General features: G+C 67.5%; 25 protein-coding genes and 1 riboswitch. Of the genes, 13 read left to right on the top strand and 12 right to left on the bottom strand.

The genetic code is table 11. The annotated features are described in order from the left end of the window. Positions 1-23 precede the first annotated feature (23 nt). The gene (locus tag BXA00_RS14180; RefSeq protein ID WP_076519064.1) at positions 24-839 is read right to left on the bottom strand and encodes a molybdopterin-binding protein; all 816 of its coding nucleotides are present in this window, start codon (positions 837-839) and stop codon (positions 24-26) included. A gap of 33 nt (positions 840-872) precedes the next feature. Beyond that, complete coding sequence (locus BXA00_RS14175; RefSeq protein WP_076519063.1) at positions 873-1,682, bottom strand: EI24 domain-containing protein; 810 nt, start codon at positions 1,680-1,682, stop codon at positions 873-875. 63 nt (positions 1,683-1,745) lie between these two features. On the opposite strand from BXA00_RS14175, the gene BXA00_RS14170 reads away from it, so the two are divergent. Next, positions 1,746-2,129 (top strand): thioredoxin family protein, encoded by a 384-nt coding sequence (locus tag BXA00_RS14170; protein WP_076519062.1) that lies wholly within the window; start codon positions 1,746-1,748, stop codon positions 2,127-2,129. Between the two features lie 81 nt (positions 2,130-2,210). Here the strand turns inward: BXA00_RS14170 and BXA00_RS14165 are convergent, their stop codons facing one another. From BXA00_RS14165 to BXA00_RS14155, 3 genes are all read right to left on the bottom strand, one after another. Next, positions 2,211-3,713 (bottom strand): DEAD/DEAH box helicase, encoded by a 1,503-nt coding sequence (locus BXA00_RS14165; RefSeq protein ID WP_156902800.1) that lies wholly within the window; start codon positions 3,711-3,713, stop codon positions 2,211-2,213. A gap of 381 nt (positions 3,714-4,094) precedes the next feature. Beyond that, on the bottom strand, positions 4,095-4,430 hold the full coding sequence (locus BXA00_RS14160; RefSeq protein ID WP_076519060.1) for an AzlD domain-containing protein: 336 nt from the start codon (positions 4,428-4,430) through the stop codon (positions 4,095-4,097). Continuing rightward, on the bottom strand, positions 4,427-5,176 hold the full coding sequence (locus BXA00_RS14155; RefSeq protein WP_076519059.1) for an AzlC family ABC transporter permease: 750 nt from the start codon (positions 5,174-5,176) through the stop codon (positions 4,427-4,429). Before BXA00_RS14155 ends, BXA00_RS14160 begins: the two co-directional genes overlap by 4 nt. A 234-nt stretch (positions 5,177-5,410) precedes the next feature. On the opposite strand from BXA00_RS14155, the gene BXA00_RS14150 reads away from it, so the two are divergent. The 4 genes from BXA00_RS14150 to BXA00_RS14135 all read left to right on the top strand — a co-directional run bounded on the left by BXA00_RS14150 (position 5,411) and on the right by BXA00_RS14135 (position 8,218). Further along, positions 5,411-6,331, top strand: coding sequence for a branched-chain amino acid transaminase (locus BXA00_RS14150; RefSeq protein ID WP_076519058.1), 921 nt, complete (start codon positions 5,411-5,413; stop codon positions 6,329-6,331). A gap of 85 nt (positions 6,332-6,416) precedes the next feature. Then, positions 6,417-6,638 carry a zinc-finger domain-containing protein gene (locus tag BXA00_RS14145; protein ID WP_076519057.1) on the top strand — a complete coding sequence of 74 codons (222 nt, stop codon included), beginning with the start codon at positions 6,417-6,419 and terminating at the stop codon, positions 6,636-6,638. A gap of 39 nt (positions 6,639-6,677) precedes the next feature. Further along, positions 6,678-7,100, top strand: a complete 423-nt coding sequence (locus BXA00_RS14140) for a nuclear transport factor 2 family protein (RefSeq protein WP_076519056.1) — start codon at positions 6,678-6,680, stop codon at positions 7,098-7,100. Between the two features lie 17 nt (positions 7,101-7,117). Then, positions 7,118-8,218, top strand: a complete 1,101-nt coding sequence (locus tag BXA00_RS14135) for a YheT family hydrolase (RefSeq protein WP_076519055.1) — start codon at positions 7,118-7,120, stop codon at positions 8,216-8,218. Between the two features lie 6 nt (positions 8,219-8,224). On the opposite strand, the gene BXA00_RS14130 is transcribed toward BXA00_RS14135, so the two are convergent. Then, positions 8,225-9,748 (bottom strand): M48 family metalloprotease, encoded by a 1,524-nt coding sequence (locus BXA00_RS14130; protein ID WP_076519054.1) that lies wholly within the window; start codon positions 9,746-9,748, stop codon positions 8,225-8,227. A 56-nt stretch (positions 9,749-9,804) separates the two neighbouring features. On the opposite strand from BXA00_RS14130, the gene galU reads away from it, so the two are divergent. Next, on the top strand, positions 9,805-10,656 hold the full coding sequence (galU, locus tag BXA00_RS14125) for a UTP--glucose-1-phosphate uridylyltransferase GalU (RefSeq protein WP_076521954.1): 852 nt from the start codon (positions 9,805-9,807) through the stop codon (positions 10,654-10,656). 53 nt (positions 10,657-10,709) lie between these two features. Here the strand turns inward: galU and BXA00_RS14120 are convergent, their stop codons facing one another. The 5 genes from BXA00_RS14120 to BXA00_RS14100 form a co-directional block, all read right to left on the bottom strand. Then, complete coding sequence (locus BXA00_RS14120; protein WP_092581944.1) at positions 10,710-11,582, bottom strand: cytochrome c oxidase assembly protein; 873 nt, start codon at positions 11,580-11,582, stop codon at positions 10,710-10,712. Positions 11,583-11,689: 107 nt separating this feature from the next. After that, complete coding sequence (locus BXA00_RS14115; protein ID WP_076519053.1) at positions 11,690-12,793, bottom strand: porin; 1,104 nt, start codon at positions 12,791-12,793, stop codon at positions 11,690-11,692. A 52-nt stretch (positions 12,794-12,845) separates the two neighbouring features. Next, entirely contained in the window at positions 12,846-15,644 is a 2,799-nt protein-coding gene (gene mgtA, locus BXA00_RS14110) for a magnesium-translocating P-type ATPase (RefSeq protein ID WP_076519052.1), read from the bottom strand. Positions 15,645-16,072: 428 nt separating this feature from the next. Then, on the bottom strand, positions 16,073-16,405 hold the full coding sequence (locus BXA00_RS14105; RefSeq protein ID WP_076519051.1) for a hypothetical protein: 333 nt from the start codon (positions 16,403-16,405) through the stop codon (positions 16,073-16,075). 437 nt (positions 16,406-16,842) lie between these two features. Continuing rightward, positions 16,843-17,850, bottom strand: coding sequence for a sodium:calcium antiporter (locus BXA00_RS14100; protein ID WP_076519050.1), 1,008 nt, complete (start codon positions 17,848-17,850; stop codon positions 16,843-16,845). Positions 17,851-17,913: 63 nt separating this feature from the next. Next, positions 17,914-18,091, bottom strand: a riboswitch (yybP-ykoY riboswitch). A gap of 136 nt (positions 18,092-18,227) precedes the next feature. On the opposite strand from BXA00_RS14100, the gene BXA00_RS14095 reads away from it, so the two are divergent. Next, a complete protein-coding gene (locus BXA00_RS14095; protein ID WP_076519049.1) occupies positions 18,228-19,571 on the top strand; it encodes an aminopeptidase P N-terminal domain-containing protein in 1,344 nt (447 codons plus the stop codon). A 69-nt stretch (positions 19,572-19,640) separates the two neighbouring features. Here the strand turns inward: BXA00_RS14095 and BXA00_RS14090 are convergent, their stop codons facing one another. After that, positions 19,641-20,105: a hypothetical protein gene (locus BXA00_RS14090; protein ID WP_076521952.1), complete on the bottom strand. Its 465-nt coding sequence runs from the start codon at positions 20,103-20,105 to the stop codon at positions 19,641-19,643. Between the two features lie 68 nt (positions 20,106-20,173). Here BXA00_RS14090 and BXA00_RS14085 point away from each other — a divergent pair, with 68 nt between their 5' ends. The 6 genes from BXA00_RS14085 (at position 20,174) to ruvA (ending at position 25,686) form a co-directional block, all read left to right on the top strand. Next, complete coding sequence (locus BXA00_RS14085) at positions 20,174-21,343, top strand: UbiH/UbiF/VisC/COQ6 family ubiquinone biosynthesis hydroxylase (protein WP_076519048.1); 1,170 nt, start codon at positions 20,174-20,176, stop codon at positions 21,341-21,343. A 153-nt stretch (positions 21,344-21,496) separates the two neighbouring features. Then, a complete protein-coding gene (dusB, locus tag BXA00_RS14080; RefSeq protein WP_076519047.1) occupies positions 21,497-22,522 on the top strand; it encodes a tRNA dihydrouridine synthase DusB in 1,026 nt (341 codons plus the stop codon). 36 nt (positions 22,523-22,558) lie between these two features. Continuing rightward, complete coding sequence (locus BXA00_RS14075) at positions 22,559-22,798, top strand: helix-turn-helix domain-containing protein (RefSeq protein WP_006217670.1); 240 nt, start codon at positions 22,559-22,561, stop codon at positions 22,796-22,798. A gap of 100 nt (positions 22,799-22,898) precedes the next feature. Next, the gene (purH, locus tag BXA00_RS14070) at positions 22,899-24,488 is read left to right on the top strand and encodes a bifunctional phosphoribosylaminoimidazolecarboxamide formyltransferase/IMP cyclohydrolase (protein WP_076519046.1); all 1,590 of its coding nucleotides are present in this window, start codon (positions 22,899-22,901) and stop codon (positions 24,486-24,488) included. Further along, entirely contained in the window at positions 24,488-25,036 is a 549-nt protein-coding gene (gene ruvC / locus BXA00_RS14065; RefSeq protein ID WP_076519045.1) for a crossover junction endodeoxyribonuclease RuvC, read from the top strand. The genes purH and ruvC overlap by 1 nt, the downstream gene beginning before the upstream one ends. A gap of 77 nt (positions 25,037-25,113) precedes the next feature. Next, positions 25,114-25,686, top strand: a complete 573-nt coding sequence (gene ruvA / locus BXA00_RS14060) for a Holliday junction branch migration protein RuvA (RefSeq protein ID WP_076521951.1) — start codon at positions 25,114-25,116, stop codon at positions 25,684-25,686.

Below are 25,686 nucleotides of genomic sequence, written 5' to 3'. Positions count from 1 at the left end.
GCGGTGTCCTGCAAAAACACGGGTCAGGCCGCCGCGGGCGGGGCCAGCTTGCCACCCAGGCGCAACACTTCGGCGCGCAGAAACTCGAGCGCCTCGGCCGCCGCTTCGGGTTCGCCCTTAACGCCGAGCTCGATGTGAGGCATGCCGCCGGCCTCGCCGACGCTGGGCAGGCTGAAGGCCCGCACGCCGGACCAACGGCTTTCCACGCTGACCATCGACGGGGTGATGCGCGATTCGGGCATGCTGAAAACCAGGAACGAATGCTCGACGTGGGCACGTACATGCTGCAGCGCACGATAGCGCGTATCCAGCGTCCATTCCAGCATTGGCCAGGCCATCACGGGAAAGCCCGGCACGAAGGTATGGTCCTTGATGAAAAAGCCGGGGATCCGGTTGTACGGATTGGGGACGATCTCGCAGCCTTCGGGAAACATGCCCATCTGCAGCCGCTGCTGGTTTTCGGGCGCGCTCATGTCGGCGGTGCCCTGCCCCTTGGCGGCCATTTCCTGGGTGCGCAGCGCGATGGCCGCTTCGGCCTCCGGATGCAGCGCCAGCGGCAGGCCCAGCGCGGCCGCCGCGGCCTGACGGGTATGGTCATCCGGCGTGCCGCCGATGCCGCCGCAGGAAAACACCACGTCGCCACTGGCGAAGCTGCGCTTGTAGGCGTCCACCAGGCGGTCGCGCTCGTCCGGGAGGAATTCGGCCCAGCTCAGGTGCATGCCCCGCGCGCTCAGCATCTCGACGATCTTGGAAAAATGCTTGTCCTGGCGCCGGCCCGAGAGGATTTCATCCCCGACGATGATGAGGCCGATGCGGCGGGCGTTGGATTCTGCAGCCATGTCCGATTCCATAGGTTAGAAAAAAGACGCCGGTCAGACGTCGATGACGCGGTCCTGGCGCAGGCGCTTGAGGGCTTCCAGGCCGTAATGCGCGTATACCAGCGCGGAAAACACGGGCAGGATAATCCAGGCGGGCGGCAGCAGGTTCAGCAGGGAACAGATCAGGCCGATGGTCCAGAAGCCGCCATTGTTTCGTTCGAGGATCAGCTTGCGCTCGTCCGGGCTGGCGTGTTCGACGATGGCGTCGACCCGCATCATGCGCGAGAACGCGAACGCCCACCAGAAGATCGACAGCACCACGGCCATGGGCGGCACCAGCCACAGCGGCAGCGTCAGAATCCAGCCGGCGGCGAACGCCGCCGAGACCCAGACGGCATTCCACACGCTGACCGCCGTGGAAAACTTGCCGCGTCGGCCCACGGTCGCGTACTCGCGCTGGCCCACATGGCGCAGCACCAGCGGCATGACGAAGACCGCGGCGATCGCCAGGCCGAGTATCCCGGATACCGGCAGCAGGATGGCTGCGGCGATCACGGGAATCAGGTAGATCTTGAGCGAGAACAGGCCCACCGCGACCAGCCATTCGTCGACGCGGTTGACGAACTCCCAGTGCGACACCTCGGCGCGCAGCCATTCGGTCAGGGGCGTCCAGAACAGCCACAGCAGCAGGAAGGCGCCGATCAGCGCGATCAGGAAGGGCAGCAACACCGCGAACAGCATCGTCGGGTGGCATTGCGACACCAAGGCGCGCTTGAACGCCTGCCCCACGCCGGCTGCGCCCGCCCCCGCGCCGGACAAGCGGCCGTTTCCAGGCGTGGGAGGATCTGTGCGCAAGGCGGTCATGGCAGTCGGAATGAGGGGTGGACAACCCGGGTATGATAGTCAAACACGTCCCGATCTGCTCACATGCCCCTGCTTACACCCGGTACCGACCTTGCCGCTTTGCGCGCGCGGCTGGGCGCCACTTCCGACGCCTGGCTCATTGCCTGCTTCTGCGCGGCCTGGTGCGACACCTGCGAAGAGTACAAGCCCAAGCTCGAGTCCCTGGCTGCGGCATTGCCGCAGCACGTCTTCGCCTGGATCGACATCGAAGACCATGCCGAGCTGCTGGGCGACGAAGACATCGAAAACTTCCCCACGCTGCTGGTGCAGATCGGCGATCGCGTGGTGTTCTACGGTCCCATGCTGCCGCATATCGGCCACCTGGAGCGCCTGCTGGCAAGCCTGAACGCGGACAGCGCCCCGGTGAAGACCGCCCTGCCCGACCTGCCGCGGATGCTCGCCGCCTGAGATTGCGCCGTCCCGCAGGCGAAAAAAAACCCGCAACGCCAATCGGCCTTGCGGGTTTTTTTTCGTCGACGCCGGACGCGATCAGGGCTTGCGGCTGCCGCCGAGCAGGACGGCGAGCTGGCGCTTGGGCGTCGCCGCCGGCGAGGCGCTGCTGCGCGATTCCTGTTCTTCGGCGCGGTCGGACGGCGCGGAGGGCTCGTACGGCTTGAAGAAAAAGTCGTCGACCGGCTGGCGCGAGCCGCCCGAATGATGACTGGAACGGCGGTCGGACGAGCGGCCACGATCGCCCCGGCCTTCGCGGCCGGAATCGCGGCCGGAATCGCGGCCTGATTCACGGCCTTCGCGCGAATGCGACGGGCCGTCGCTGCGGCGATGGCTGCGCGCGATCAGGTCTGCCGGCACGTCGAGCGTGCCGCGCGGCACCTCGCGCTTGATGAGCTTTTCGATGTCGAGCAGGAAGCGCTCTTCGTCTGCGGTGAACAGGGCGATGGCTTCGCCCGACGCGCCCGCGCGGCCGGTGCGGCCAATGCGGTGCACGTAGTCTTCGGCGTTGTACGGCAGGTCGTAGTTGATGACGCAGGGCACGCCGGCGACGTCCAGGCCGCGCGCGGCCACGTCGGTCGCGACCAGCACTTCCAGTTCGCCGGCCTTGAAGGCTTCGAGCGCCTTCATGCGGTCGGCCTGGGTCTTGTCGCCGTGGATCGATTCGGCCTTGACGCCGTCACGCTCCAGGTCGCGCGCCAGGCGCGCGGTGCCGATCTTGGTGTTCGAGAAAACGATGACCTGCTTGAGCCCGCGCGACTTCACCAGGTGGACGACGGCGGCGCGCTTGGCATCGCTGGTCATCTTGTAGGCGATCTGCGTGATCGTCGTCGCGGTCGCATTGCGCGCGGCGACTTCGATCTCGACGGGGTGGTTCAGGTACGAGCGGCCCAGCTTGCGGATTTCATTGCTGAACGTGGCCGAGAACAGCAGGCCCTGGCGCTGTGCCGGCAGCAGGCGGACGATGCGATCGAGATCGGGCAGGAACCCCATGTCGAGCATGCGGTCCGCTTCGTCCAGCACCAGGATGCCGACCTGGCTGAGGTTCACGTTCTTTTGCTCGACGTGGTCGAGCAGGCGGCCCGGCGTGGCGACCAGCACTTCGCAGCCGCGGCGCAGCGCCTCTTTCTGCGGGCCGATGTCCACGCCGCCGAACACGACGGCCGAACGCAGCGGCGTCTGCTTGCTGTAGCGCTTGACGCTCTCAAAGACCTGGTCCGCGAGTTCGCGCGTGGGCGCGAGGATGAGCGCGCGGACCGGATGCCGTGCGGGCGATGCGCTGGTGTTGGCCAGCGGCATGAGGCGGTGCAGGATGGGCACCGTGAACGCCGCCGTCTTGCCGGTGCCGGTCTGGGCGGCGCCCATGACGTCACGACCCGCCACCACGACGGGAATGGCCTGCGCCTGGATGGGCGTCGGGATGGTGTAGCCGGTTTCGGCGATGGACTGCAGCAACAGGGGGTGCAGCCCGAAATCGTCGAACGTCGGCGCGGGCGCGTCAGCGTCAGCAGTGGGTGCTACGGTTTGATTGGATTCAGTCATCAGGGTTAGGCAGATACCGGGACCAGTGAAAAAGAACAAAACGAGAGTGCTACATGCACTGCTCTACATATGCATCGGGGCAACCCGAAACGCGCGATCGCATCGCGATGGCACGCAAATCGCCGCGGGTCGCCAGCACGCTACGCGGGCAATCCGCACCTTGCCTTGCAGGCCAAGAGGCGCATTTTGGATTCGATACTTATGTGGGCAGTACCAGGCCCGGATTGCTGTGGATTGATGAATTTTAGCGCAGCCGCCTTAACACACGCGCAAAAGGTCCTGGGCCGGCCCCCGTCGACCGCCCTTCGCAGGGGCTGGCGAGGCGAAAAAAGCCGCTGCAACGTCCATCTGATGGACACATTGCCAGATACTTCCTGGCCATCAGCCGGCCAGCCAGCGCAGGCCCCAGAGCACCAGCATGCCAACGACGATCACCAAGACGGCGCTGCGCGTGCGCAGAAACACCAATATGGCGACCAGGCCGGCGACCAGCTTGTAATCGAAGACCGGACCCAGGCCTGCCTTCCAGGGCAGGAGATCGGGCACCACGATGGCGGTCAGCGCCGCGGCGGGCGCATAGCGCAAGGCGCGGCGCACGTTGTCGGGCAACGGAATGTAGTCGCCGAACAGCATGAAGCCCGCCCGCGTGAGCACGCTGCACAGGGCGAGCAGCAGGATGGCGGAATAGACGTAGATTTCAGAGGGCCAGAGCGTCATGGGCGCGCCTTGAAGAAGCGTTCGGCCCAGATGCCGGCCACGACGCCGGCGATGACCGCCGCGGCCAGGCCCAGGCGCAAGGGCAGCGCCTGCCCGACCCAGGCCACGACGCCTGCCGCCAGCATGGACACGAGCATGGGCTTGGAACTGGCGAGCGGCACCGTGATGGCCAGCAGCGCCAGCACCGCGGCAAAATCCAGCGACCAGTTGGTGGGCACCATGGCGCCCAGGTATATACCGACGATCGACGACGACTGCCACACCAGCCAGCCCGGCACGATCGTGCCCATGAAGAACCAAAGCTGCTCGCGGGTGCCGCGCTCGGCGGAATCGCCGAAGCGCGGCATGAACAGGACGAAGCCCATGTCGGTCGTGAAATAGCCCAGCCCCAGGCGCTTGGGCCAGGACAGATGGCGGAAGTACGGCTGCAGCGCCGCGCCGAAGATGATGAACCGCAGGTTCACGACGCAGCCGGCCGCGAAGACCAGCCACAGGGGCGCGCCGGCGGCGATCAGGGGCAGCGAGGTGAGTTGGGCCGATCCCGCGTACAGCAGCAGGGTCATGGCGAGCGCCATGGATTCGGTGAGCCCGGACTTGACCATGGCCACGCCGGTGACCAATCCCCAGGTCGCGGTGGCGATCAGGGCGGGCACGATGGCATGGACGCCCGCGCGAAAGGCGGTCAGGCGTTCCTGGCGGACCTGGCCTGGGTTTTCGGATTCAGGCAACGCGGATTCAGAGGACAACGGCTGGCCCCTGGCGATTCAGACAGGACGACATGAAAACTCGATGGGAAGAAACACGCGGCAGCCCGTTCGCCCACCAGAATCAGCCTTCGCGGGGCGGACCGCCCCACTCCGGTGCGCGAATAGGCCCGTATTGTAACCTCGCTGCTTGATACAATAGCGGCCTCAAGATTCTTGACCCCTTGGGGCCTGGCGCGCGGCGGCAGGTCTGGCGCGCACTGTGTGGAGAAGACCATGTCGATGGCTGACCGCGACGGTTTCATCTGGTATGACGGCAAGCTCGTTCCATGGCGAGACGCCACGACGCATGTCCTGACGCATTCCCTGCACTACGGGCTGTCCGTCTTCGAGGGCGTGCGCGCCTACCGCTCCACCCTGGGCACCGCGATCTTCCGCCTCGAAGACCACACCCGGCGCCTCTTCAATTCGGCGCATATCTATCAGATCCCCATGCCGTTCGATCGCGACACGATCAACGAAGCCCAGCGGACGGTCGTGCGCGAGAACCAGCTTGAAGCCGGCTACATCCGCCCCCTGGTGTTCTACGGTCCCGAAAAGATGGGCGTGTCGCCCAAGGGCGCCCGAGTGCACGTGGCCATCGCCGCGTGGCCCTGGGGCGCCTACCTGGGCGAAGATGCCCTGGCCAACGGCATCCGCGTCAAGGTGTCGTCATTCGCGCGCCAGCACGTGAACGTCACGATGCCGCGCGCCAAGGTCGCCACCACGTACGCCAATTCCATCCTGGCCAACACCGAGGCCCTGCAGGACGGCTACGACGAGGCGCTGCTGCTGGATACCGACGGCTTCGTGGCCGAGGGTTCGGGAGAAAACCTGTTCCTCGTCAAGGGCGGCGTGCTCTGCGAGCCCGAGATCGCCTCCGCGCTGACGGGCATCACGCGCTCCACCATCCACGCCCTGGCGGCCGACCTCGGCCTGCCCGTGGTGACGCGGCGGCTGACGCGCGACGACGTCTATATCGCGGACGAGGCATTCTTCACCGGCACGGCCGCCGAAGTCACGCCCATCCGCGAGGTCGACAACCGCCAGATCGGCTCGGGCCGGCGCGGCCCGGTCACCGAACGCTTGCAGAACGCGTTTTTTGACGTGGTGAATGGCCGCAACCCGAAGTACCATCACTGGCTAAGTAAAGTCTGATCCGTCTGATTCGCGCGGTTCTGCGAAGCAAGACCGCATCATTGTTTCAACCTGCCGTATATCGGTTCTTTTTTCAGGAATATCCATGACCGCTGCTGCCCCGGCCGCCGTCTCCCGCGCTCACGAAGTCATCGAGGTCGGCGCCGAAGACCTGCCCGTGTTCTGTCCAGGCCCCAAGGCCCCGCTCTGGAGCATGCATCCCCGCGTCTTCCTGGATGTGGCCCGCACCGGGTCGGCCCGTTGCGCCTACTGTGGCGCCGAGTACCGTCTGAAGGCCGGCACCGTGCTGCACGGCCACGGGCACTGAGCCCACTGCCCCATAACACGCTTATCCGTTTCAGCAGCCATGTTTGCCACGCCCGAAGAAGCAGAACACGCGTTCTACGAAGCCCTAGAGCAGGCGGACACTGTCCGTCTGATGCAGGTCTGGGCCGACGACGAGGAAGTCGTTTGCATCCATCCGGGCGGCCTGCGCATCGTCGGCCACTCCGCGGTGCACGAGTCCTGGCAACAGGTGCTGTCCAACGGTCCACTGCATGTGCGGCCGCTGCGCCCGCTCGTCATGCTCAGCATGATGTGCGCGGTGCATGTGCTGGTCGAACAGGTGGCGGTGCGTACGCGGGAAGGCACGCAGTTCGCCAACTGCTACGCCACCAACATCTACCACAAGGGCCCCACCGGCTGGCGCATGGTCATGCACCATGCCTCGCCGGCGCCCACGGAAGCCGGGGTGCTCGACCTGCACGACGTGCCCGACATGCTTCATTGAACCGGGTGGATTCCCAGTTGGCCGCTGCTCGTCTTGATACAACGCCCTGCCCCGTCCCTCCCTGGCTACCCGGGGGCGACAGCCAGACGGTGTACGCCGCCCTGTTCGCGCAGTATCACCGCATCGCGTTCGTGCGCGACCGCGTCGACACGCCCGATACGGATTTCGTGGATTTCGACTGGACCGGCCCCGGGCTGTTCCCCCACAAGGCCGCCGACGGCGCGCCGGTGAGCGGACAGCGCCCGGTCGCCAACGGCAAGACGGCCGCCGCGCGCTGGATGACGGACGCCGACTGGACGTCCCTGCCCCAGACCCCTGACACCCCTGCCCTCATCCTGTTCCACGGCCTGGAAGGCGGCAGCACCAGCCGCTACGCGCAGTCCATCGCCCATTACTTCCGGGCGCGCGGCTGGATCGTCGTGATCGCGCACTTCCGGGGTTGCTCGGGCGTGCCCAACCGGCTGGCGCGGGCCTATTACTCCGGCGACTCGGCCGAGGTCGGCTTTTTGCTGGAGACCGTGCGCCGGCGCATTCCCCATGCCCGCTGGCACGCGGTGGGCGTGTCGCTGGGCGGCAATGCGCTGCTGAAGTACCTGGGCGAACACCAGGAGGACACCACCTGGCTGACGGCCTGCGCCGGCGTGTCGGCGCCGCTGGACCTGGTCGCCTGCGGCAAGACGCTGTCCACGGGCATCTTCAACCGCCGCGTGTACACCGCGCACTTCCTGAAGACGCTCAAGCACAAGGTGCTGGAAAAGGCGCATCGCTTTCCGGGCTCGATCGACGTCATGCGGATCGCGCATGCGCACGACCTGCGAGAATTCGACGACACCTATACCGCGCCGATGCATGGCTTTCGAAATGCCCTGGATTACTGGACGCGAGCGTCCAGCAAGCCGTGGCTGCCCAAGATTTCCGTGCCGACGCTGGTGCTCAACGCGCGCAACGATCCCTTCATCCCGTCCGCATCGCTGCCCAAGCCCGAAGACTGCGCCCCCGGCATCCTGCTGCACCAGCCTTCGGATGGCGGACACGCGGGCTTTCCCACCGGCGCCTTTCCGGGCCACCTGAACTGGCTGCCCCAGCGGCTGGGCCGATTCTTCGAAACCGGCCTCTGAGGCCGCTCAGCCGGACTTGAACCGCTCGAGCAGCTGGCGCTCTTCGGCCAGCTTGTCCTTGACTTCCTTGATCTGCACGTCGATCTGCGACTGCTCGTAGAAATCCTTGGACAAGCCCCGCGCCTGTTGGAGCTGCGACTCGGCGGCCGCGTAAGCGCCCGTCATGACGTAGTAGCGCGCCAGGTCGCGGCGCGCCTGCACCGGCCTGCCGTTGCGCTCTTCGCTTTGCGCCAGCATCTGGTAGAGGCTGGGTTCGTCGCTGCCCCACTGCTTGATCCTGGCCCGCAGATAATCCTGGGCTTCGGCATGACGGCCGTTGCCTTGCAGCGCCTGGGCATAGGCGATGCCCAGCGCGCGATGGTCGGGATAGCGCTTGGTGCCCGCCTGGGCGAGCGACAGCGCCTGCGGATAATCCTTGCGCGCGAGCGCGATGTCGACGGCCAGCTTGTCCAGTTGGGGCGAGCTGCGGCCATTGGCCGACGCTAGCTTCCAATAGCGGTCGGCTTCGGAAAGGTTGTTGCGCTGATAGTTCTGCAGGGCCAGCCCGTAGTAGGCGGCGGACTGCCGCACGCCCGACAGGGCCTGGGCCTCGTCCTGCAGCTGCTGGCCCGCCGTGCGCAGGCTGACGGCGTCGCGGCCCTGCACCACGCGCATCTTGGCGCGGATGTACCAGAAGTCGTCGCTATCCAGATGGCGCGACGTCGGCAGCGCGCGCGCACGGTTCTGCACATCGGACATGCGTTCGATCGACAGCGGGTGGGTGCTGGCCCACGAGCCGCCGCCCGCGCCTTCGTTCAGGCGCGACGCGTTCATCAGGCGGGCGAACATCTGGCTCATGCCATCGGCGTCATAGCCCGCCTTGGTCAGCATTTGCAGGCCGGCGCGATCGGCCTCGCGCTCCGCGTCGCGCGAAAAGCCGAGCTGGCGGTTGATGGCCGCGGCCTGGCCGAACGCGGCCACGCCCATGGAAAGATTGCCGCCCCCGCCCGCCAGCGCCGCAAGCAACGCGCCTGCCAGGCTGGCCAGCATCAGCATGCCGTTCTGGTTCTGCTGCGTCATGCCGCGCGCGATGTGCCGCTGCACGACGTGGCCGATTTCGTGGGCCAGCACCGCCGCCAGTTCGGACTCGCTGGCCGACGACACGATCAGGCCGGTGTTCACGCCGATGAAGCCGCCCGGCATGGCGAACGCATTGATCTCGGGATCCCGCACGCCGAACATTTCGACATCGGGCACACCGCCCGGGGCGAACGCCGCCAGCTTGCGGCCCATGGTGGTGAGGTACTGGCTGAGTTCGGAATCGTCCACATACGTGGGGTCTCGCCGCCCCTGGGACATGATGGCTTCGCCCAGGCTGCGTTCCAGCATGGGGGACAGGTCGGCCGACGACGCGGCGCCCATGGAGGGCAGCCCGACCGGCTGCGCCCACGCCACGATCGGCGCCGCGGGCATGGCGAGGGCCGCGCAAAGGCTCGCGATCGCGCCCCGTTTCGCAATCGAGCAAATGGATGGCATTTTCCTGCGGTTCATAAGCCTATGATAGCGATGAGCTTAAAATGTTTCATCGAATCCTCAACGAGGTGTCAATGCGTCCCGTCCGTAAAGCCGTTTTCCCTGTCGCCGGCATGGGCACGCGCTTCCTGCCCGCCACCAAGGCGATGCCCAAGGAAATGCTGCCCGTGGTCGACAAGCCCCTCATACAGTACGCGGTGGAAGAAGCCGTGGCCGCCGGGATTACCGATCTGATTTTTGTGACCGGCCGCAACAAGCGGGCCATCGAAGACCATTTCGATTCCGCGCCCGAGCTGGAATCCGACCTGGAGAGCAAGGGCAAGCATGAGCTGCTGGCGATGGTGCGGGGCATTCTACCCGCGCACGTCAATTGCCTCTATATCCGCCAATCGGCGCCGCTGGGCCTGGGCCACGCCGTGCTGTCGGCCGCGCCCGCGGTGGGCGACGAGCCCTTTGCGGTGCTGCTGGCCGACGACCTGATCGACGCGGATGTGCCCGCCATGAAGCAACTGGTGGACGTGGCCGTGGCCCGCAATGCCAGCGTCCTGGGCGTGCAGGACGTGCCGCGCGCCGACACCCGCAAGTACGGGATCGTGGCGACCCATCGCGGCGAGACAGCCCAGGATGGACGCACCGAACGCGTCACGCACATCGTGGAAAAACCCGAGCCCGAGGCCGCGCCGTCAACGCTGGCCGTCGTGGGCCGCTATGTGCTGGAAGCCGCGATCTTCGACCACCTGCGTTCGACCAAGATGGGCGCGGGCAACGAGATCCAGCTGACCGACGGCATCGCCTCGCTGATGCGCGAACGCGAGGTCTACGCGCACCGTTTCGAAGGCGTGCGCTACGACTGCGGCAACAAGGCCGGGATGTTCCAGGCCACCGTGGCGCTGGGCAGGAAGTATCACGGACTGCAGCCGGAGTAACCGGCGCGATCCGGCGGGGGCGGGCCAAATCTGCGCCGCGTCTGCGGCCGGATTCAGGACGATAGCGCCGCGCCCGACTTGGCGCGCGCGCGCGCATCGCGGTCCGCCTTGCGCAGGCGGCCCTTGGCCGACAGGCGCATCAAGGTGCCCAGGGCCACCATCAGGCCGATCACCTCCACCAGCGCGGCGGGTATCCACATGGTCAGCCCGCCGATGGTCTGGTCGGTCTGGGCCGACATGGCGATGGCCCGGCCGCACAGTTCGAAGAGCGGATAGATGTCGCTTTCGGTGAAGGCGATGACGGCGCCGGCCACCATCTGCGGCAGCATCGTCGCCACCGGCGAGATCACGCGGCCGCCCGGCGACATGGCCGCGGGCGGCGCGGGACGGCGGTCCAGGATCAGGTTCCAGTACATGAAACCGCTGATCACGACCGACCAGTTCATGAGCCGGTACAGGCGCCAGTCGAGCATCGAATAGAACTGCACCGACGGGATCAGCCAGACCAGCACCAGGAAGACGAAGAGCGCCGGCACGAAGACCTTGTGGGTCAGCACGGCCACCGTGGCGCGGCCCGCGCCGCCGCGCAGGAAATCGCGCAGCCGGATGCGCCAGGCCATCGGCAGGCCCGCGCGCATCACCTGGCCGGGAAAGGCGGCCATCACAAGCAACGGCCCGAGATGGTGCAGGACCAGATGCTGGATGCGATGGATGAAGAACATGCGCTCGGCGTAGTAGTCGAGCCGGGTATGCAGGGACAGGTACAGCAGCACCATCCCCGTCCAGAACAGGATGCGGCGCGCGACCGTCACGTGGTGCACCCGCTGGCCGCGCACGAACAGCGCGATGGCAACCAGGAAGGAAGCCACCAGCGTGGGAGAGAACTCCCAGGGTACGAGCCATTCGAGACTATCCATGCGGGCCATCCGAGAAACGACGCGAAGACAAGGACCGGCGCCAGGCGCAGATCTCCGACGATTGTAGTAGACCCCGGCGTTACCCGCTGCCGGGCGCCGGCCCGGCGCGCAAGCGGTCAGAAGCGGTGCGTCACCCCGGCGCCAATGCGCGTGGTGTGGGCGTTGGCGGGGTCGAACTGGTCGTCCAGGCTGTAGTTCGACGCGTAGCCGGCAAAGGCGTAAAGGGTGCTGCGGGGAGACAGGTCATAGGTATAGCCCAGGGTCGCTACCTGCGCCTTGCGCGCCGTCATGCCATTGGCCCAATGCCAGTCGGGGCGAGCCAGCGACCATTGCACCAGGACGGCGCCCGGCCCGGCCGGCACGCTGACCCCGACCAGCCAGGCATCGACCGTTCCGCCCTGCACGAAGGCCGCGGGCCCCAGCCCGACGCCCAGGCCGTCGGGATCCCCGCCATCCAGCCCCACGTAGCCATTGCGCTGGCGCGACCACGCGAGCGACAGCTTGAGCACGTCGAAGTCGTACGACGCCCCCACCTGCACCGCCTGGGGACGTCCGCCGGCGTCCGCGGGCGGATTGGCGAGGCGAAGCTGCTCCCAGGTCGCCACGGCCAGCAACGGGCCGTCCTCGTACTTCAGGCCGACACTGATTGCACGAGTGTTCTGGCCGGTACGAAAGCGCTCCTGCCCGTCCGCGTCGAACGCATACCCCACGCCCGCCTGAAACCCGCGCCACTGCGGCGAATACCAGTTCACCATATTGCTGAACTGGTAGTTGTCGGAGGCCTTGAAGGTGGCGCCCATGCCCATGTCTTTCCACGACGCGATCTCCAGCGCGCTGCCGTAGGTCTGGCCGACGGTGGTCTGGCGGCCCAGCCGCAGGTCGCCATAGTGCTCGTGGGCCAACCCGACCCAGGCGCCGTAGTTGAAGAGGCTGGCGTCATCGGCCGCGTTGCCGCTGGAAGGATCGAAGCCGCTTTCGAGCTGGAAGCGGGCAGACCAGCCGCTGCCAAGATCTTCCGCGCCCTGCAGCCCCCAAAGCGAGTCCGTCAGGCCGCCGTCCAGCAGACCGCTGCGGCTGCCCTGCCCCGAGGTCTTCGTCACCGCCAGACCGGCATCGACGATGCCGTAGAACTGGAGCCCGGGGCCCGGCTCCGCGGCCCGGGCCTGCCAAGGCTGGACCAGGCCGGCCGCCGCGAAGGCGGCCAACACTGCGATTCTCATGATGGTTTTTCCGCGTTGGCGGCGGGCCGCGCCCGCCGCGAGATGAATCTGCCTACTGCCAGCCGTAGCGGCGGACCCAGATGCGCTTGAGCATCTGCGTCAGCACGCAGTAGCCTAGCAGGATGCCCACCAGCCAGGGGAAGTAGCTCCAGGGCAGCGGCTGCAACTGGAAGTACGCCGCCAACGGCGAAAACGGCAGCAGCAGGCCCAGCGCGACCACCATCAGCGTCATCCCCATCAGCGGCCACGACGCGCGGCTTTGCAGGAAGGGAATCCGGCGCGTGCGGATCATATGCACGATCAGCGTCTGCGACAACAGGCCCTCGACGAACCAGCCGGATTGGAACAGCGTCTGGTGCTCGGGCGCATTGGCCTGGAAGACAAACCACATGACGGCGTACGTGGCAATGTCGAAGAGCGAACTGATCGGACCGAAGAACACCATGAAGCGGCCCAAGCCGTCAGGGTCCCAGCGTTGCGGCTGCTTCAGCAATTCCTCGTCGACGTTGTCGAACGGGATGGCCGTCTGGGAAATGTCGTACATCAGGTTCTGCAGCAGCAGATGGATGGGCAGCATCGGCAGGAATGGCAGGAAGGCGCTCGCCACCAGCACCGAGAAGACATTGCCGAAGTTCGAGCTGGCCGTCATCTTCAGGTACTTGAGCATGTTGCAGAAGGTCTTGCGGCCTTCGATCACGCCGTCCTCCAGCACCATCAGGCTTTTTTCGAGCAGGATGATGTCGGCGGCCTCTTTGGAAATGTCCACCGCCGAATCGACCGAAATGCCCACGTCGGCCGCCCGCAGCGCCGGCGCGTCGTTGATGCCGTCGCCCATGAAGCCCACGGTGTCGCCCTGCGCGCGCAGGCTGCGCACGATCCGCTCCTTGTGAATGGGAGCCAGGCGGGCGAACACGTTGGCCTCGCGCACGGCGACGGCAAGCTGCGCGTCGTCCATCGCTTCGATCTCGGCGCCCAGCATCACCTTGCGCACGTCCAGGCCCACTTCGCGGCAGACCTTGCGCGTGACGAGTTCCACGTCGCCGGTCAGCACCTTGACCTCGATGCCCGACGCCTTCAGCGCGGCCAGCGCGGGGCCGGTCGACGCCTTGGGCGGATCCAGGAATGCGATGTATCCCACCAGCACCAGGTCGGATTCGTCCGCCACGCCGTAGGCCTGCTGCGTGGGCGGCAACTCCTTGACGGCCACCGCGATGACGCGCAGGCCGTCGCGGTTCAACCCGGCCGCCACACGGCGGATGTCGGCCCGGCGCGCCTCGGTCAGCGGATGGACCTGGCTGCCCACGCGCAGCCGGGTGCACGCCGACAGCATTTCCTCCAGCGCGCCCTTGCAGATCAGCTCATGATGGTCGCGCCCATTCTCGGTCTCATTCACCACGACGGACATGCGGCGGCGGGAAAAGTCGAACGGAATCTCGTCGATCTTGCGGTAGTGGCCCGCCAGATCCAGGCTGCGCGCCACTTCGGCATGCTCCAGCACCGCCACGTCCAGCAGGTTCTTCAGGCCCGTCTGGTAGTAGCTGTTCAGGTAGGCATAGGCCAGCACGTCGTCGCTGGGCGCGCCGTAGACGTCGGTATGGCGCTCCAGCACGATGCGGTCCTGCGTCAGCGTGCCGGTCTTGTCGGTGCACAGCACATTCATCGCGCCCAGGTTCTGGATGGCATCCAGGCGCTTGACCACCACCTTGCGCCGGGACATGCGCACCGCCCCCTTGGCCAGCGTGGCCGTCACGATCATCGGCAGCATTTCGGGCGTCAGGCCCACCGCGATGGCCAGCGCGAACAGCAGCGCTTCCAGCCAGTCTCCCTTGGTGAATCCGTTGATCAGCATCACGACGGGCGCCATGACGAGCATGAAGCGGATCAGGATCCAGCTCACGCGGTTGATGCCCTGCTGGAATTGCGTGGGCGCGCGCGAGGTCTGCGTGACGCGGCCAGCCAGTTGGCCGAAAACCGTGTCGGCGCCCGTGGCCACCACCAGCGCGCTGCCCGCCCCGCTGACGACGTTGGTGCCCATGAACGCCATGTTCTCCAGTTCCAGCGGATTGCCCGTGTTCATGCGCGGGGTCATGTGCTTTTCCACCGGCAGGGATTCCCCCGTCAGCGCCGCCTGCGCGACGAAGAGGTCTTTGGCGTTCAGGACGCGGCAGTCGGCGGGGACCATATCGCCCGCGGAAAGCAGCACGACGTCGCCGGGCACGAGGTCGGCCAGCGGCACTTCGCGCTGGCGTGATCCCGTGGCGTGCAAGGCGGCGCCGAAGAAGCAGCGGCCATCGCCCGCGTCGGGCGATCCGGCGTCGCTACGCAGCACCGTCGCGGTGTTGCGCACCATCGCCTTCAAGGCTTCGGCCGCACGGTTCGAGCGCTGCTCCTGCACGAAGCGCAGGATGGTCGAAATCGCCACCATCGCGCCGATGATCACGACCGCCGTCCAGGACTGGTCTTCCGGCACGGCCATGCGCACATCGGTCAGCCAGGACAACACGGCAAGCGCGGTCAGCAGCAGGTTGAAGGGATTGCGGTAGGACAGCCACAGATGGGCCGGCCAGGAGAGCGGCTTTTCGTGGTCGACCTCATTGGCGCCGTGGCGTTCGCGCGCGGCCAGCGCCTGCGCTTCGGACAAGCCGCCCCAGCCGCTGCCGAACCGCGCGAACAGCGAGTCAAAGCCCAGGCGGGACGTTTCCACCATGCGCAGGCTGGCACGGCGGGACGCCTCGGACGAGGCGGCGGCGACGTCGCCGCCCTGCTCCAGGATCGGCGCGCGGCGGAAGTGCCTGCCCGTGCGGCGCAGACGGGCGGCGGACGAAAAAAACGATTTGAGGAAAGCAAACATGGGAGTGCTCCGCATTTATTGATGTTGTTGCGGGAGACACGGACGACCCTGCCGACGGCGGCCGCGCGCGGGCAGCAGCGGTCCGCGGCGCTTCAAGGGAAACGTCGTCGGGCCGCCGCGTGCGCGCGTGCGCAGGCGCCGGAGCAATGTTGCCGGTGTCCGGATCGCGTCTATGGCGCGCCGGGTGCGGAGAACGGAGGGAAAGTCAGCGGGGGAACCGGGACCGGGCACTGCATCGCGCAAGGCGCGGATCAGGCCGGGGATTCGTGGCTGCGGGTTCCGTACGGACCGGGATGTCTATCCGGCCAGTCGGCTCGCAGTGAGAGGACGGGTCAGATAAGCATGCCGGAGCCGCGCACAGGGCGCAATCGAGGCTCTGGGTCTAAGGCGCTAGGCATGATTTCTCCTGGGAGGGATGGGACGGGTGTTCAGGCCATCGCGGCCTGCGCGCCGAAATGCACGCGGCGCACGACGGGATTGGCGCTCAGGCGGCGCGCTTGCGACATCAATTCCGCCCGCAGTTCCGGGGGGCAATTGACGGTGATGCAAGCCGACGCGAGATCGGGGTCTTTGCCCTGGTCGATCTGCACTTGCGAGACATCCAGGCCGGCGGCGCTGAAGTCCAGGCAGATCTGCTTGCGCAGTGCGCCCAGTTCACCGCGCGGACAGATCACCGTCAGCCGGGACGTGCCGCGACGGCGGCCCAGGGCGGTGGCACGGTCCACGCCGGCGCGGCGCAGGAACAAGTCGAAGAAACGCATAACGACCTCCATGGCAAGAAGGCGGAGCGTGATCGCGAACACGAGCGCAGCCCGGCGGCGCCTGACGGACGGACACGACGAACGTGCGCGAACGCTGGCGCTGCGACTAGCGGCGGTTCTGGCGGTTTGTGTTGGGGAGGGTCCCGGCAGGCCGAGGGCCTGCGCTATTGCGCCGGGTTAAGCCTGGCGCCTGGGAAACACCGCAACCTGAATGACAGGATGCGGCAGACGGAGTTCTGCGTGGATCCTGTCAGACAGCGACGTCGATGCAAGATCGACAACTTTCGCCGGAATCGGTATTCACGAAGACTGCTCCTGGGATGGAAAACAGAAGGATTTTACGCGGGTTTGTACTGATGGACAAGGGTTAGGCGAACTTTCGGCCCACAAATGCGGCGAAAGTCGGACAAGCGCGCGGGCGCTTGTCGGTCCCGGCATCAGTACGCGTGGAAATGCCAGCCCAGGTAGCCGGCAAACAGGGCGTACAGGCCGGCCACCGCCGACAGGGCCGGCACGCTCATTGCCGCGCGGCGGAAGCGCAGCCACAGCAGACCGATCGACAGCATGGTGAACAGGCCCGCGGCAAGCAGCGGCGCGTCCAGCAGCCACGGCGTCATGAAGATGCCCAGCGCGCTCGGGATGGTGGCCTGGATCATCATGGCGCCCGAAATGTTGGCGAGCGCGAGACGCTCCTTGCCCTGGCGCACCCAGATCAGCGCATTCATGATTTCGGGCAACTCGGTGGCCACGGGCGCCAGCAGCAAGGCCGCGACGTGCGGCGAGGCGCCCATGGCGATGCCCAGCGCCTCGATCTGGTTCACGAACACGTGCGAGGCGCCGGCGATCACCACCAGCGCCAGGATCGTCTGCGTGGCGGCCCAGAACATGGTGGGGTTTTCGTCGCGCGGGCGCAGCTTGAGCGGCTCCAGGTCTTCGCCGTCCATGCACTCCTCGTCGTTGCTGAGTTCGCGCTTGATGTAGAGGGCGTAGGTGATCAGGAACACGAAGCCCAGCCACGGCTTCCACGCGAAGGCCAGCAGGCCCAGGCCCACCTTGAAGACAAAGATGCCCATGAACCAGGCCTGATCGCGGGCCAGCCGGCGCTGGTCCGCGTTGATACAGTCCGCCTGCTCGGTCTGGCCGCGGCGGGCGCGCCACAGCGCCAGGCCGACCACCGCGTAGGCCAGGGTGGCGAGCACGAGCGGACCGCCCATCGCGGCGCCGACGCCGATGTCCTTTTGCTCGGGGGTGTTGCCGAAGACGACGGCCATGAAGGTGACGGCGCTTTCCGGCAGCGCGGTGCCGAAGGCCGCCAGCACGGTGCCGGTGGCCGTGGCGCCCAGCTGGAATCGATGACCGACCCATTCGACGCCATTGACGAAGAACTCGCACGCGACGTAGATCACTGCCGCGGACAGGAAGAACAGAAACAGGGTGAGCAACATGGGAACGCGGCCGGACGAGCATATACCATTGGCGCGACGCAGCGGCTCGCCCGGCCAAGGGTGAACGCTACGCGGCCAAAGGTCTCGCCTGGCTGACCCACGCGGCGGCATGCCGGACGTGGGCGCCGTCAGCGCCATGGGGTTCTAGCGGCTGCTCCGCAGCACTGAACCGCCAAGTCTGTTGACGCTGACTCCTTTGGGGGCAAAGGATGGCTACTCCCCAATGACAGAGCCGCGATTGTAGCAGCGGATTCCAGGCCGCGCAGCCATACCCGCCCCGCCCTCGCGGATTCGTCCTCGGGGTGTCGCATTCGCGGGTTGGCAGGTAAAGTAAGCCCCATCTTCCGCCTTTGCGGGGCTGCCCGCCCCGGCCCGCCATGAGTCTGCCTCCCGACGACATCGCCCCTTTCGCCGCGCGGCGCCAGCGCCTGATGGAACGCATGCGCGCGGAAGGAGGCGGTATCGCCATCCTGGCGACCGCGCCCGAGGCCATCCGCAACCGCGACGCGGAATACCCCTACCGCCACGACAGCGACTTTTTCTACCTGACGGGCTTTACCGAGCCGGACGCCTGGGTGGTGCTGGTCGCGGGCGCGACGGACCGGGCGGTGCTGTTCTGCCGCGCCCGCCATGTGGAGCATGAACTCTGGGAAGGCAAGCGCTTCGGTCCCGAGGCCGCCGCTGCCCATTTCGGCTTCGACGACGCCCATCCCATCGATGCGCTGGACGAGCTGATGCCCGGCCTGATGCTGGACCACCCGACCCTGTATGCGCCGCTGGCCGGCGACAAGCGCACCGATGGCCGCCTGCACCGCTGGCTGGCCGCGGCGCGCGAGGCGAGCCGCGGCGGACATGCCCCGCCCACGCGCCAGCAGGACCTGCGCCCGCTGCTGGCGGAAATGCGGCTCATCAAGGACGCCACCGAAATCGCGGCGATGCGCCGCGCGGCCAAGATTTCGGCGGGCGCGCATGCGCGCGCCATGCGCGTCGCGCGGCCCGGCATGCACGAATACGAGATCGAGGCCGAACTGCTCTATGAATTCCGGCGCCACGGCGCCCAGTCCGTGGCGTACAACAGCATCGTCGCGGCGGGCGCGAACGCCTGCGTCCTGCACTACCCCGCCGGCGAGGCGGTGCTGCGTGACGGGGACCTAGTGCTGGTCGATGCGGGCTGCGAAGTGGACAGCTACGCCAGCGACATCACCCGCACTTTTCCAGTGAATGGCCGCTACAGCGGCCCGCAGCGCGCGCTGTACGACCTGACCGTGGCGGCCCAGGACGCGGCGGCCCAGGCCACGGCGCCGGGCCGCGCCTTCAACGACGCGCACGAAGCCGCCTTGCGCGTCCTGGCGCAGGGCATGCTGGACCTGAAACTCCTGAAGGGCTCATTGGACGGTGTGCTGGAATCCGGCGACTACAGCCGCTTCTACATGCACCGGACCGGCCACTGGCTGGGCCTGGACGTCCACGACGTCGGCGACTATCGCGAGCAGGGCGCCGCGCGCGGCGCCGAACGCCCGTGGCGCAGGCTGGAGCCCGGGATGATGCTGACCATCGAACCGGGGATCTACGTGCGCCCCGCGGACGACGTGCCCGAGGCCTACTGGAACATCGGCATCCGCACCGAGGACGATGCGCTCGTCACCGACGAGGGTTGCGAGCTCATCACGCGCGGCGTGCCGGTGCAGGCCACCGAGATCGAGGCGCTGATGCGCGAATAGCGCGGCCGGACGGGCCGCCGGCACACGTCGCCAGGGCAGGCCCCCGGAACACCTCGCCGAAACCCGTCGCTACAGCACGTAGCCGTCCAGCCAGCCCATGGCCACCCACACGTAGACCACCACCATCGCGATGGCGAACATGGTGACGATGGCCCCGACCAGGCACGCCAGGATGGCGACCAGCACCGGCCCCCATCCGGTGGACGACACCTTGCCCAGGCCCGGGTTGTAGATCCGGTCGAATTTCTCGTCGGGCATCAGCGAAAACACCGCGCTTTCGATGAATCCGTCGATCATCGGCACGAACAGCAGGAAAAAAGCGGGGTTGTCGTACCAGACCGGGTAAAAGCGGATCGCGCAGAACAGGCAGGCCAGCGCGAACGCGGTCACCAGCCAGGCGTGGCGGCGGCCCAGATACCACCAGTGCGCGCCGAGCGCGCCGAACAGGCAGGCCAGCAGCCCGACCGCGACCTTGCCGCGGGGGCGGCGCGCGGAAACGGCGGAAAGCGAAGAGGAAGCCTGGGCCTGCGTCATGTCGATCAACCGGTAGGGGAGCCGCGGAGCCGGCTGCCGCGATTGTAGTGGACGGTTAAAATCCGGACATGACTGCATCCGCCTTCGACATCGCGATTCTTGGCGCCGGCCCCGTGGGCCGCGTATTGGCCCTGATGCTGGCGCGCGTGGCGCCGGACCCGGCGCGCATCGCCCTGCTGGCCGCCAGCGCGCCGGCCCCGGTTACGCCGGCCGCGGCGGTGCCCGCGGCGGATCCCCGTGTCCTGGCCATGAACCACGGCAGCCGCGTGCTGCTGGAGTCGCTGCATGCCTGGCCCGAGCGCTCGGCCGACATCCGCAACATCCATGTGTCGCAGCGTGGCCGGCTGGGCCGCACGCTGATCCAGCACACCGACTTCGGCGTGCCCCAGTTGGGCAGCGTGGTGGCCTACTCCGGGTTGTACGCCAGGCTGGACGAGTGCGTGGCCGCCTGCGGCGTCACGGTGCTTGCCGGCCCGGCGGCGCAGATCGGGCTGCAGGACGCCGACGGCGTGCGTATCCAACGCGGCGACGCCGAGCTGCGCTGCCAGGTGGCCGTGCAGTCCGATGGCGCCGGCGCCACCGACGTGCGGCGCGACTACGACCAGCACGCCGTGCTGACCACCGCGCACGCCACCTTGCCGCGGCGCGGCTGGGCATGGGAGCGATTTACCTCCGAGGGGCCGCTGGCGCTGCTGCCGCACCCGCTGACCCCGGACGCCTATTCCGTCGTCTGGTGCAGCGCCCCCGAGCGCGCGGCCGAACTGGCGGCGCTGGATAATGCCGCGTTTTCCCATGCGCTGACGCAAGCCTTCGGCGACCGCCTCGGCCGCCTGTCCAGCCATGCCCCGCGCCACGTCTTTCCGCTGGCGCTGGCCGCCCGCCGCGCCCAGGTGCATGGCCGCGTGGCGGCCATCGGCAACGCCGCCCAGACGCTGCATCCGGTGGCGGGCCAGGGCCTGAACCTGGGCCTGCGCGACGCGGCCAGGCTGGCCCAGACGCTGACCGGCTGGCTCGCCCGTCCGTCCACCAACCCCGGGCCCGCCCTGGCCGAGTTCGCCGGCGCGCGCCACCTGGACCGTTTCATCACGGCCGGGCTCACGGACCTCATGCCGCGCATCTTCGCCACCGGCCTGGCGCCGGTCGAGCATGCCTGCGGCGCCGCGTTATTGGGGATGGACCTGGCTTCCCCCCTGCGCGCGCCCCTGGCGCAACACCTGCTGCAGGGATTCCGCTCCTGATTCCGGGCACGGATCCGGCCCCGCGGATCCGGCCCCGTAAAGGGGCTGGGTTCCCGTTTTTCGCCTCTCTTCTCCCCCTTTTTCTTCCCTGTTTGCTAACAAGCCGTCGCACCCCGAAAACGGGGGTGCGATCGAGCCGGTTAAAATGTGAGCATGCGCATAGGCCAGTGGACCCTTCCCAACAACGTTCTTGTCGCGCCCATGGCGGGCGTGACGGACCGTCCTTTCCGCCAGCTTTGCAAGAAGCTGGGGGCGGGTTACGCGGTGTCGGAAATGGCCGCCAGCAACCCGAAGCTCTGGGACAGCGTCAAGACCTCGCGCCGGCTGAACCACGACGGCGAGATCGCCCCCATTTCGGTGCAGATCGCCGGCGCCGACCCCGCCATGATGGCCGAGGCCGCCGCGTTCAACGCCAGCAAGGGGGCCCGGATCATCGACATCAACATGGGATGTCCGGTCAAGAAGGTGTGCAACGTGGCGTCCGGCTCGGCGCTCTTGCGCCACGAAGACCTGATCGTCCGCATCCTGGACGCCGTGGTGGCCGCCTGCGCGCCGCTGGGCGTGCCGGTCACCCTGAAGACCCGCACCGGCTGGGACCGCAACAGCCGCAACGCGGTGCGCGTGGCCAAGCTGGCCGAAAACGCTGGCATCGCCGCCCTCACCCTGCATGGCCGGACCCGGGCGGACCTCTATACGGGCGAGGCGGAATATGACACCATCCGCGCCGTCAAGGCCGAACTCTCCATTCCCGTGATCGCGAACGGAGATATCGACTCGCCCGCCAAGGCGAGGCACGTCCTGGATTACACTGGCGCCGACGCGGTCATGATCGGCCGGGCGGCCCAGGGCCGTCCGTGGATCTTCCGCGAAATCGACCACTACCTGCGCACGGGCGAAACACTGGCCCCTCCCACCCATGGGGAAATGCGCGAGCTGCTGCTCGAACATCTCGACGACCACTACCGCTTCTATGGCGAGCACACCGGCGTACGCACGGCGCGCAAGCACATCGGCTGGTATGTGGACGGCCTGCCGGGCGCGGATTCGTTCTGCGCCCGCATGAACCTGATCGACAACACCCGCGACCAGTGGCGGGCGGTGGCGGACTGGTTCGACTCTCTCTCACGCGACGGCAGCCCCACCCCGGCGCCGGTCGCAGAAGCCCTGCTGGCGGCATGACCGCCTGAACACCAACATAAAAATATTTGTACTCAAATGAGCAAGAAAGATGTCCTGGAAGAATGCGTGCGCGCCAGCCTGGAGCGCTATTTCGAAGACTTGGGCGAGTCCGAGCCCCACGATATGTGGGACATGGTCATGCGCTGCGTGGAGCGCCCGGTGCTTGAAGTAGCGCTGGAGCGGTCGGGCGGCAACCAGTCCCGGGCGTCCGAGATGCTGGGCATCACCCGCAACACCCTGCGCAAGAAGTTGCTGGCGCACAATATCCAGGTATAGCTTTCCCTGCGCGGGCGGCGGCTGCATCGCCCGCCCCTCCTTCCAGATTTCCCATCCGACCAGAACGAGAAAGGCGTCCCCGCCCCACTCCCGTCCCATCATGAAAATCGAAACCGCCCTGCTTTCGGTGTCCGACAAGACCGGCATCGTTGAATTTGCCCGCGCCCTGGCCGCGCGCGGCGTGCGCCTGCTGTCGACCGGCGGCACCGCCAAGCTGCTGGCCGAATCCGGCCTGACCGTCACCGAAGTGGCCGCTCACACCGGCTCGCCCGAGATCCTGGACGGCCGCGTCAAGACGCTGCACCCGAAGATCCACGGCGGCCTGCTGGCCCGCCGCGACAGCGCCGAGCACATGGACACCATCAAGGCGGCTGGCATCGATCGCATCGACATGCTGGTGGTCAACCTGTACCCGTTCCGTGAAACCGTCGCCAAGCCGGACTGCTCGTTCGCCGACGCCGTCGAAAACATCGACATCGGCGGTCCGGCCATGCTGCGCGCCGCCGCCAAGAACCACGGCACCGAAGCCGGTGGCGTCACGGTCGTGATCGACCCCGTCGACTATTCGCGCGTCCTGGCCGAAATGGACAAGGGCGGCAGCACCTCCTATGGCCTGCGCCTGGCGCTGGCCTCCAAGGTCTATGCGCACACGGCCGCCTATGACGGCGCCATCGCCGCCTACCTGACCAGCCTGTCCGACGCCGAGCCGGCCCAGGACGCCGTGCCCGCGCGCAACGAATGGCCCGGCACGCTGACGCTGCAGGTCAAGCAGGAACAGGCGCTGCGCTACGGCGAAAACCCCCACCAGAGCGCCGCCTTCTATGTGGACGCGCAGCGTCCGGCCGGGCTGCTGGGCAATTACCGCCAGCTCCAGGGCAAGGAACTGTCCTACAACAACATCGCCGACGCGGATGCCGCATGGGAATGCGCGCGCAGCTTCGAGGCGCCCGCCTGCGTCATCGTCAAGCACGCGAACCCCTGCGGCGTGGCCGTGGCGGCCGATACGCTGGGCGCGTACCAGCAGGCTTTCAAGACCGACCCGACGTCGGCCTTCGGCGGCATCATCGCCTTCAACCGTCCGGTGGACGCCGCCACGGCCGAAGCCGTGAGCGCGCAATTCCTGGAAGTGCTGCTCGCCCCGGCGTATGACGGCGCCGCGCTGGCCATCCTGGCCGCCAAGAAGAACGTGCGCGTGCTGGAAGTGCCCATGGGCACGGGCCAGAACGCCTTCGACGTCAAGCGCGTGGGCGGCGGCTGGCTGGTGCAGACGCCGGACGCCTACAACGTGCCGCGCGACGCCCTGAAGGTCGTCACCAAGCGCCAGCCCACCGAACAGGAAATGAACGACCTGTCGTTCGCCTGGAAGGTCGCCAAGTACGTCAAGTCCAACGCCATCGTGTTCGTCGGCGGCGGCATGACGCTGGGCGTGGGCGCCGGCCAGATGAGCCGCATCGACTCGGCCCGCATTGCGTCGATCAAGGCTGAAAACGCCGGCCTGACGCTCAAGGGCTCGGCCGTGGCGTCCGATGCCTTCTTCCCGTTCCGCGACGGCCTGGACGTAGTCGTTGCCGCGGGCGCGACCTGCGTGATCCAGCCGGGCGGCAGCGTGCGCGACGATGAAGTCATCGCCGCGGCCGACGAGCATGGCATCGCCATGGTGCTGACCGGCACCCGCCACTTCCGTCACTGATGCGCGTCCTCGGCATCGATCCCGGCCTGCGCCGCACCGGCTTCGGTGTGATCGATGCCGAAGGTTCGCGGTTGCGCTATGTGGCCAGCGGGACCATCGTGGTCCCGCCGGCGCTGACGCTGTCCGAACGCCTGAAGGTCATCCTGGACAACCTGCGCCAGGTGGCCCGCGACACGCGGCCCGACGTGGCCGCGCTGGAAATCGTCTTCCTGAACACCAATCCCGCGTCCACCCTGCTGCTGGGCCAGGCGCGCGGGGCCGCGCTGTGCGCGCTGGCGGACAGTTCGCTGGACGTGCACGAGTACACCGCGCTGCAGATCAAGAAGGCCGTCGTCGGCACCGGTCGCGCCGCCAAGGAGCAGGTGCAGATGATGGTGCAGCACCTGCTGGCGCTGGACGGCATGCCCGCGCCCGACTCGGCCGACGCGCTGGCCTGCGCCATCTGCCATGCGCACGTGGGCCCGTTGCAGGACAAGCTGGAACGCCTGGGCAGCGCCCTGCGCATGGGCGGCAAGACCCGCCTGCGCAACGGCCGCCTGATCGGCTGACGCCCGCGCGACAGCGCGCGTATAGAATCCCCGCATTTGCCGCGCGCCGCGCGGCCCCACCCTTGCAGGCCTACACCATGATCGGACGCATCACCGGAACCCTGATCGAGAAACTGCCCCCCACGATCTGCGTGGACGTCGGCGGTCTGGGGTATGACATCGACGTGCCCATGAGCACGCTGTATTCCCTGCCCGAGACGGGCGCGCGCGTCACGCTCTACACGCACCTGACCGTGCGCGAAGACGCCCACATCCTGTACGGTTTCGCGTCCGCCGGCGAACGCAGCGCGTTCCGCGAACTCATCAAGGTCAGCGGCATCGGCGCGCGCACGGCGCTATCCGTGCTGTCGGGCCTGTCGGTCGCCGACCTGGCCCAGGCCATCACGCTGCAGGAATCGGGGCGCCTGACCCGCGTGCCGGGCATTGGCAAGAAGACCGCCGAACGCCTGCTGCTGGAAATGCGCGGCAAGCTGGGCGCGGACATCGGCGCCTCGCCGCACGCCACGCCCGACAACCAGTCCGACATCCTGAACGCGCTGCTGGCGCTGGGCTACTCCGAGAAGGAGTCGCTGTCGGCGCTCAAGACCCTGCCCGAGGGCGTGGGCGTGTCCGACGGCATCAAGCAGGCGCTGAAGGCGCTGGTGCGCTAG

This window comes from Achromobacter sp. MFA1 R4, from assembly GCF_900156745.1.
Lineage (GTDB): Bacteria > Pseudomonadota > Gammaproteobacteria > Burkholderiales > Burkholderiaceae_B > Achromobacter.
This window is presented reverse-complemented; position numbering and strand designations above follow the sequence as displayed.

Coding starts and splice junctions, on each gene's coding strand:
- BXA00_RS14105 (WP_076519051.1), bottom strand. CDS start 16,405: ATGCGTTTCTTCGACTTGTTCCTGCGCCGCGCCGGCGTGGACCGTGCC.
- BXA00_RS14150 (WP_076519058.1), top strand. CDS start 5,411: ATGTCGATGGCTGACCGCGACGGTTTCATCTGGTATGACGGCAAGCTC.
- dusB (WP_076519047.1), top strand. CDS start 21,497: ATGCGCATAGGCCAGTGGACCCTTCCCAACAACGTTCTTGTCGCGCCC.
- ruvA (WP_076521951.1), top strand. CDS start 25,114: ATGATCGGACGCATCACCGGAACCCTGATCGAGAAACTGCCCCCCACG.
- BXA00_RS14100 (WP_076519050.1), bottom strand. CDS start 17,850: ATGTTGCTCACCCTGTTTCTGTTCTTCCTGTCCGCGGCAGTGATCTAC.
- ruvC (WP_076519045.1), top strand. CDS start 24,488: ATGCGCGTCCTCGGCATCGATCCCGGCCTGCGCCGCACCGGCTTCGGT.
- BXA00_RS14140 (WP_076519056.1), top strand. CDS start 6,678: ATGTTTGCCACGCCCGAAGAAGCAGAACACGCGTTCTACGAAGCCCTA.
- BXA00_RS14175 (WP_076519063.1), bottom strand. CDS start 1,682: ATGACCGCCTTGCGCACAGATCCTCCCACGCCTGGAAACGGCCGCTTG.
- BXA00_RS14170 (WP_076519062.1), top strand. CDS start 1,746: ATGCCCCTGCTTACACCCGGTACCGACCTTGCCGCTTTGCGCGCGCGG.
- BXA00_RS14090 (WP_076521952.1), bottom strand. CDS start 20,105: ATGACGCAGGCCCAGGCTTCCTCTTCGCTTTCCGCCGTTTCCGCGCGC.
- BXA00_RS14115 (WP_076519053.1), bottom strand. CDS start 12,793: ATGAGAATCGCAGTGTTGGCCGCCTTCGCGGCGGCCGGCCTGGTCCAG.
- galU (WP_076521954.1), top strand. CDS start 9,805: ATGCGTCCCGTCCGTAAAGCCGTTTTCCCTGTCGCCGGCATGGGCACG.
- BXA00_RS14160 (WP_076519060.1), bottom strand. CDS start 4,430: ATGACGCTCTGGCCCTCTGAAATCTACGTCTATTCCGCCATCCTGCTG.
- BXA00_RS14095 (WP_076519049.1), top strand. CDS start 18,228: ATGAGTCTGCCTCCCGACGACATCGCCCCTTTCGCCGCGCGGCGCCAG.
- BXA00_RS14145 (WP_076519057.1), top strand. CDS start 6,417: ATGACCGCTGCTGCCCCGGCCGCCGTCTCCCGCGCTCACGAAGTCATC.
- purH (WP_076519046.1), top strand. CDS start 22,899: ATGAAAATCGAAACCGCCCTGCTTTCGGTGTCCGACAAGACCGGCATC.
- mgtA (WP_076519052.1), bottom strand. CDS start 15,644: ATGTTTGCTTTCCTCAAATCGTTTTTTTCGTCCGCCGCCCGTCTGCGC.
- BXA00_RS14165 (WP_156902800.1), bottom strand. CDS start 3,713: ATGACTGAATCCAATCAAACCGTAGCACCCACTGCTGACGCTGACGCG.
- BXA00_RS14120 (WP_092581944.1), bottom strand. CDS start 11,582: ATGGCCCGCATGGATAGTCTCGAATGGCTCGTACCCTGGGAGTTCTCT.
- BXA00_RS14075 (WP_006217670.1), top strand. CDS start 22,559: ATGAGCAAGAAAGATGTCCTGGAAGAATGCGTGCGCGCCAGCCTGGAG.
- BXA00_RS14180 (WP_076519064.1), bottom strand. CDS start 839: ATGGCTGCAGAATCCAACGCCCGCCGCATCGGCCTCATCATCGTCGGG.
- BXA00_RS14130 (WP_076519054.1), bottom strand. CDS start 9,748: ATGAACCGCAGGAAAATGCCATCCATTTGCTCGATTGCGAAACGGGGC.
- BXA00_RS14085 (WP_076519048.1), top strand. CDS start 20,174: ATGACTGCATCCGCCTTCGACATCGCGATTCTTGGCGCCGGCCCCGTG.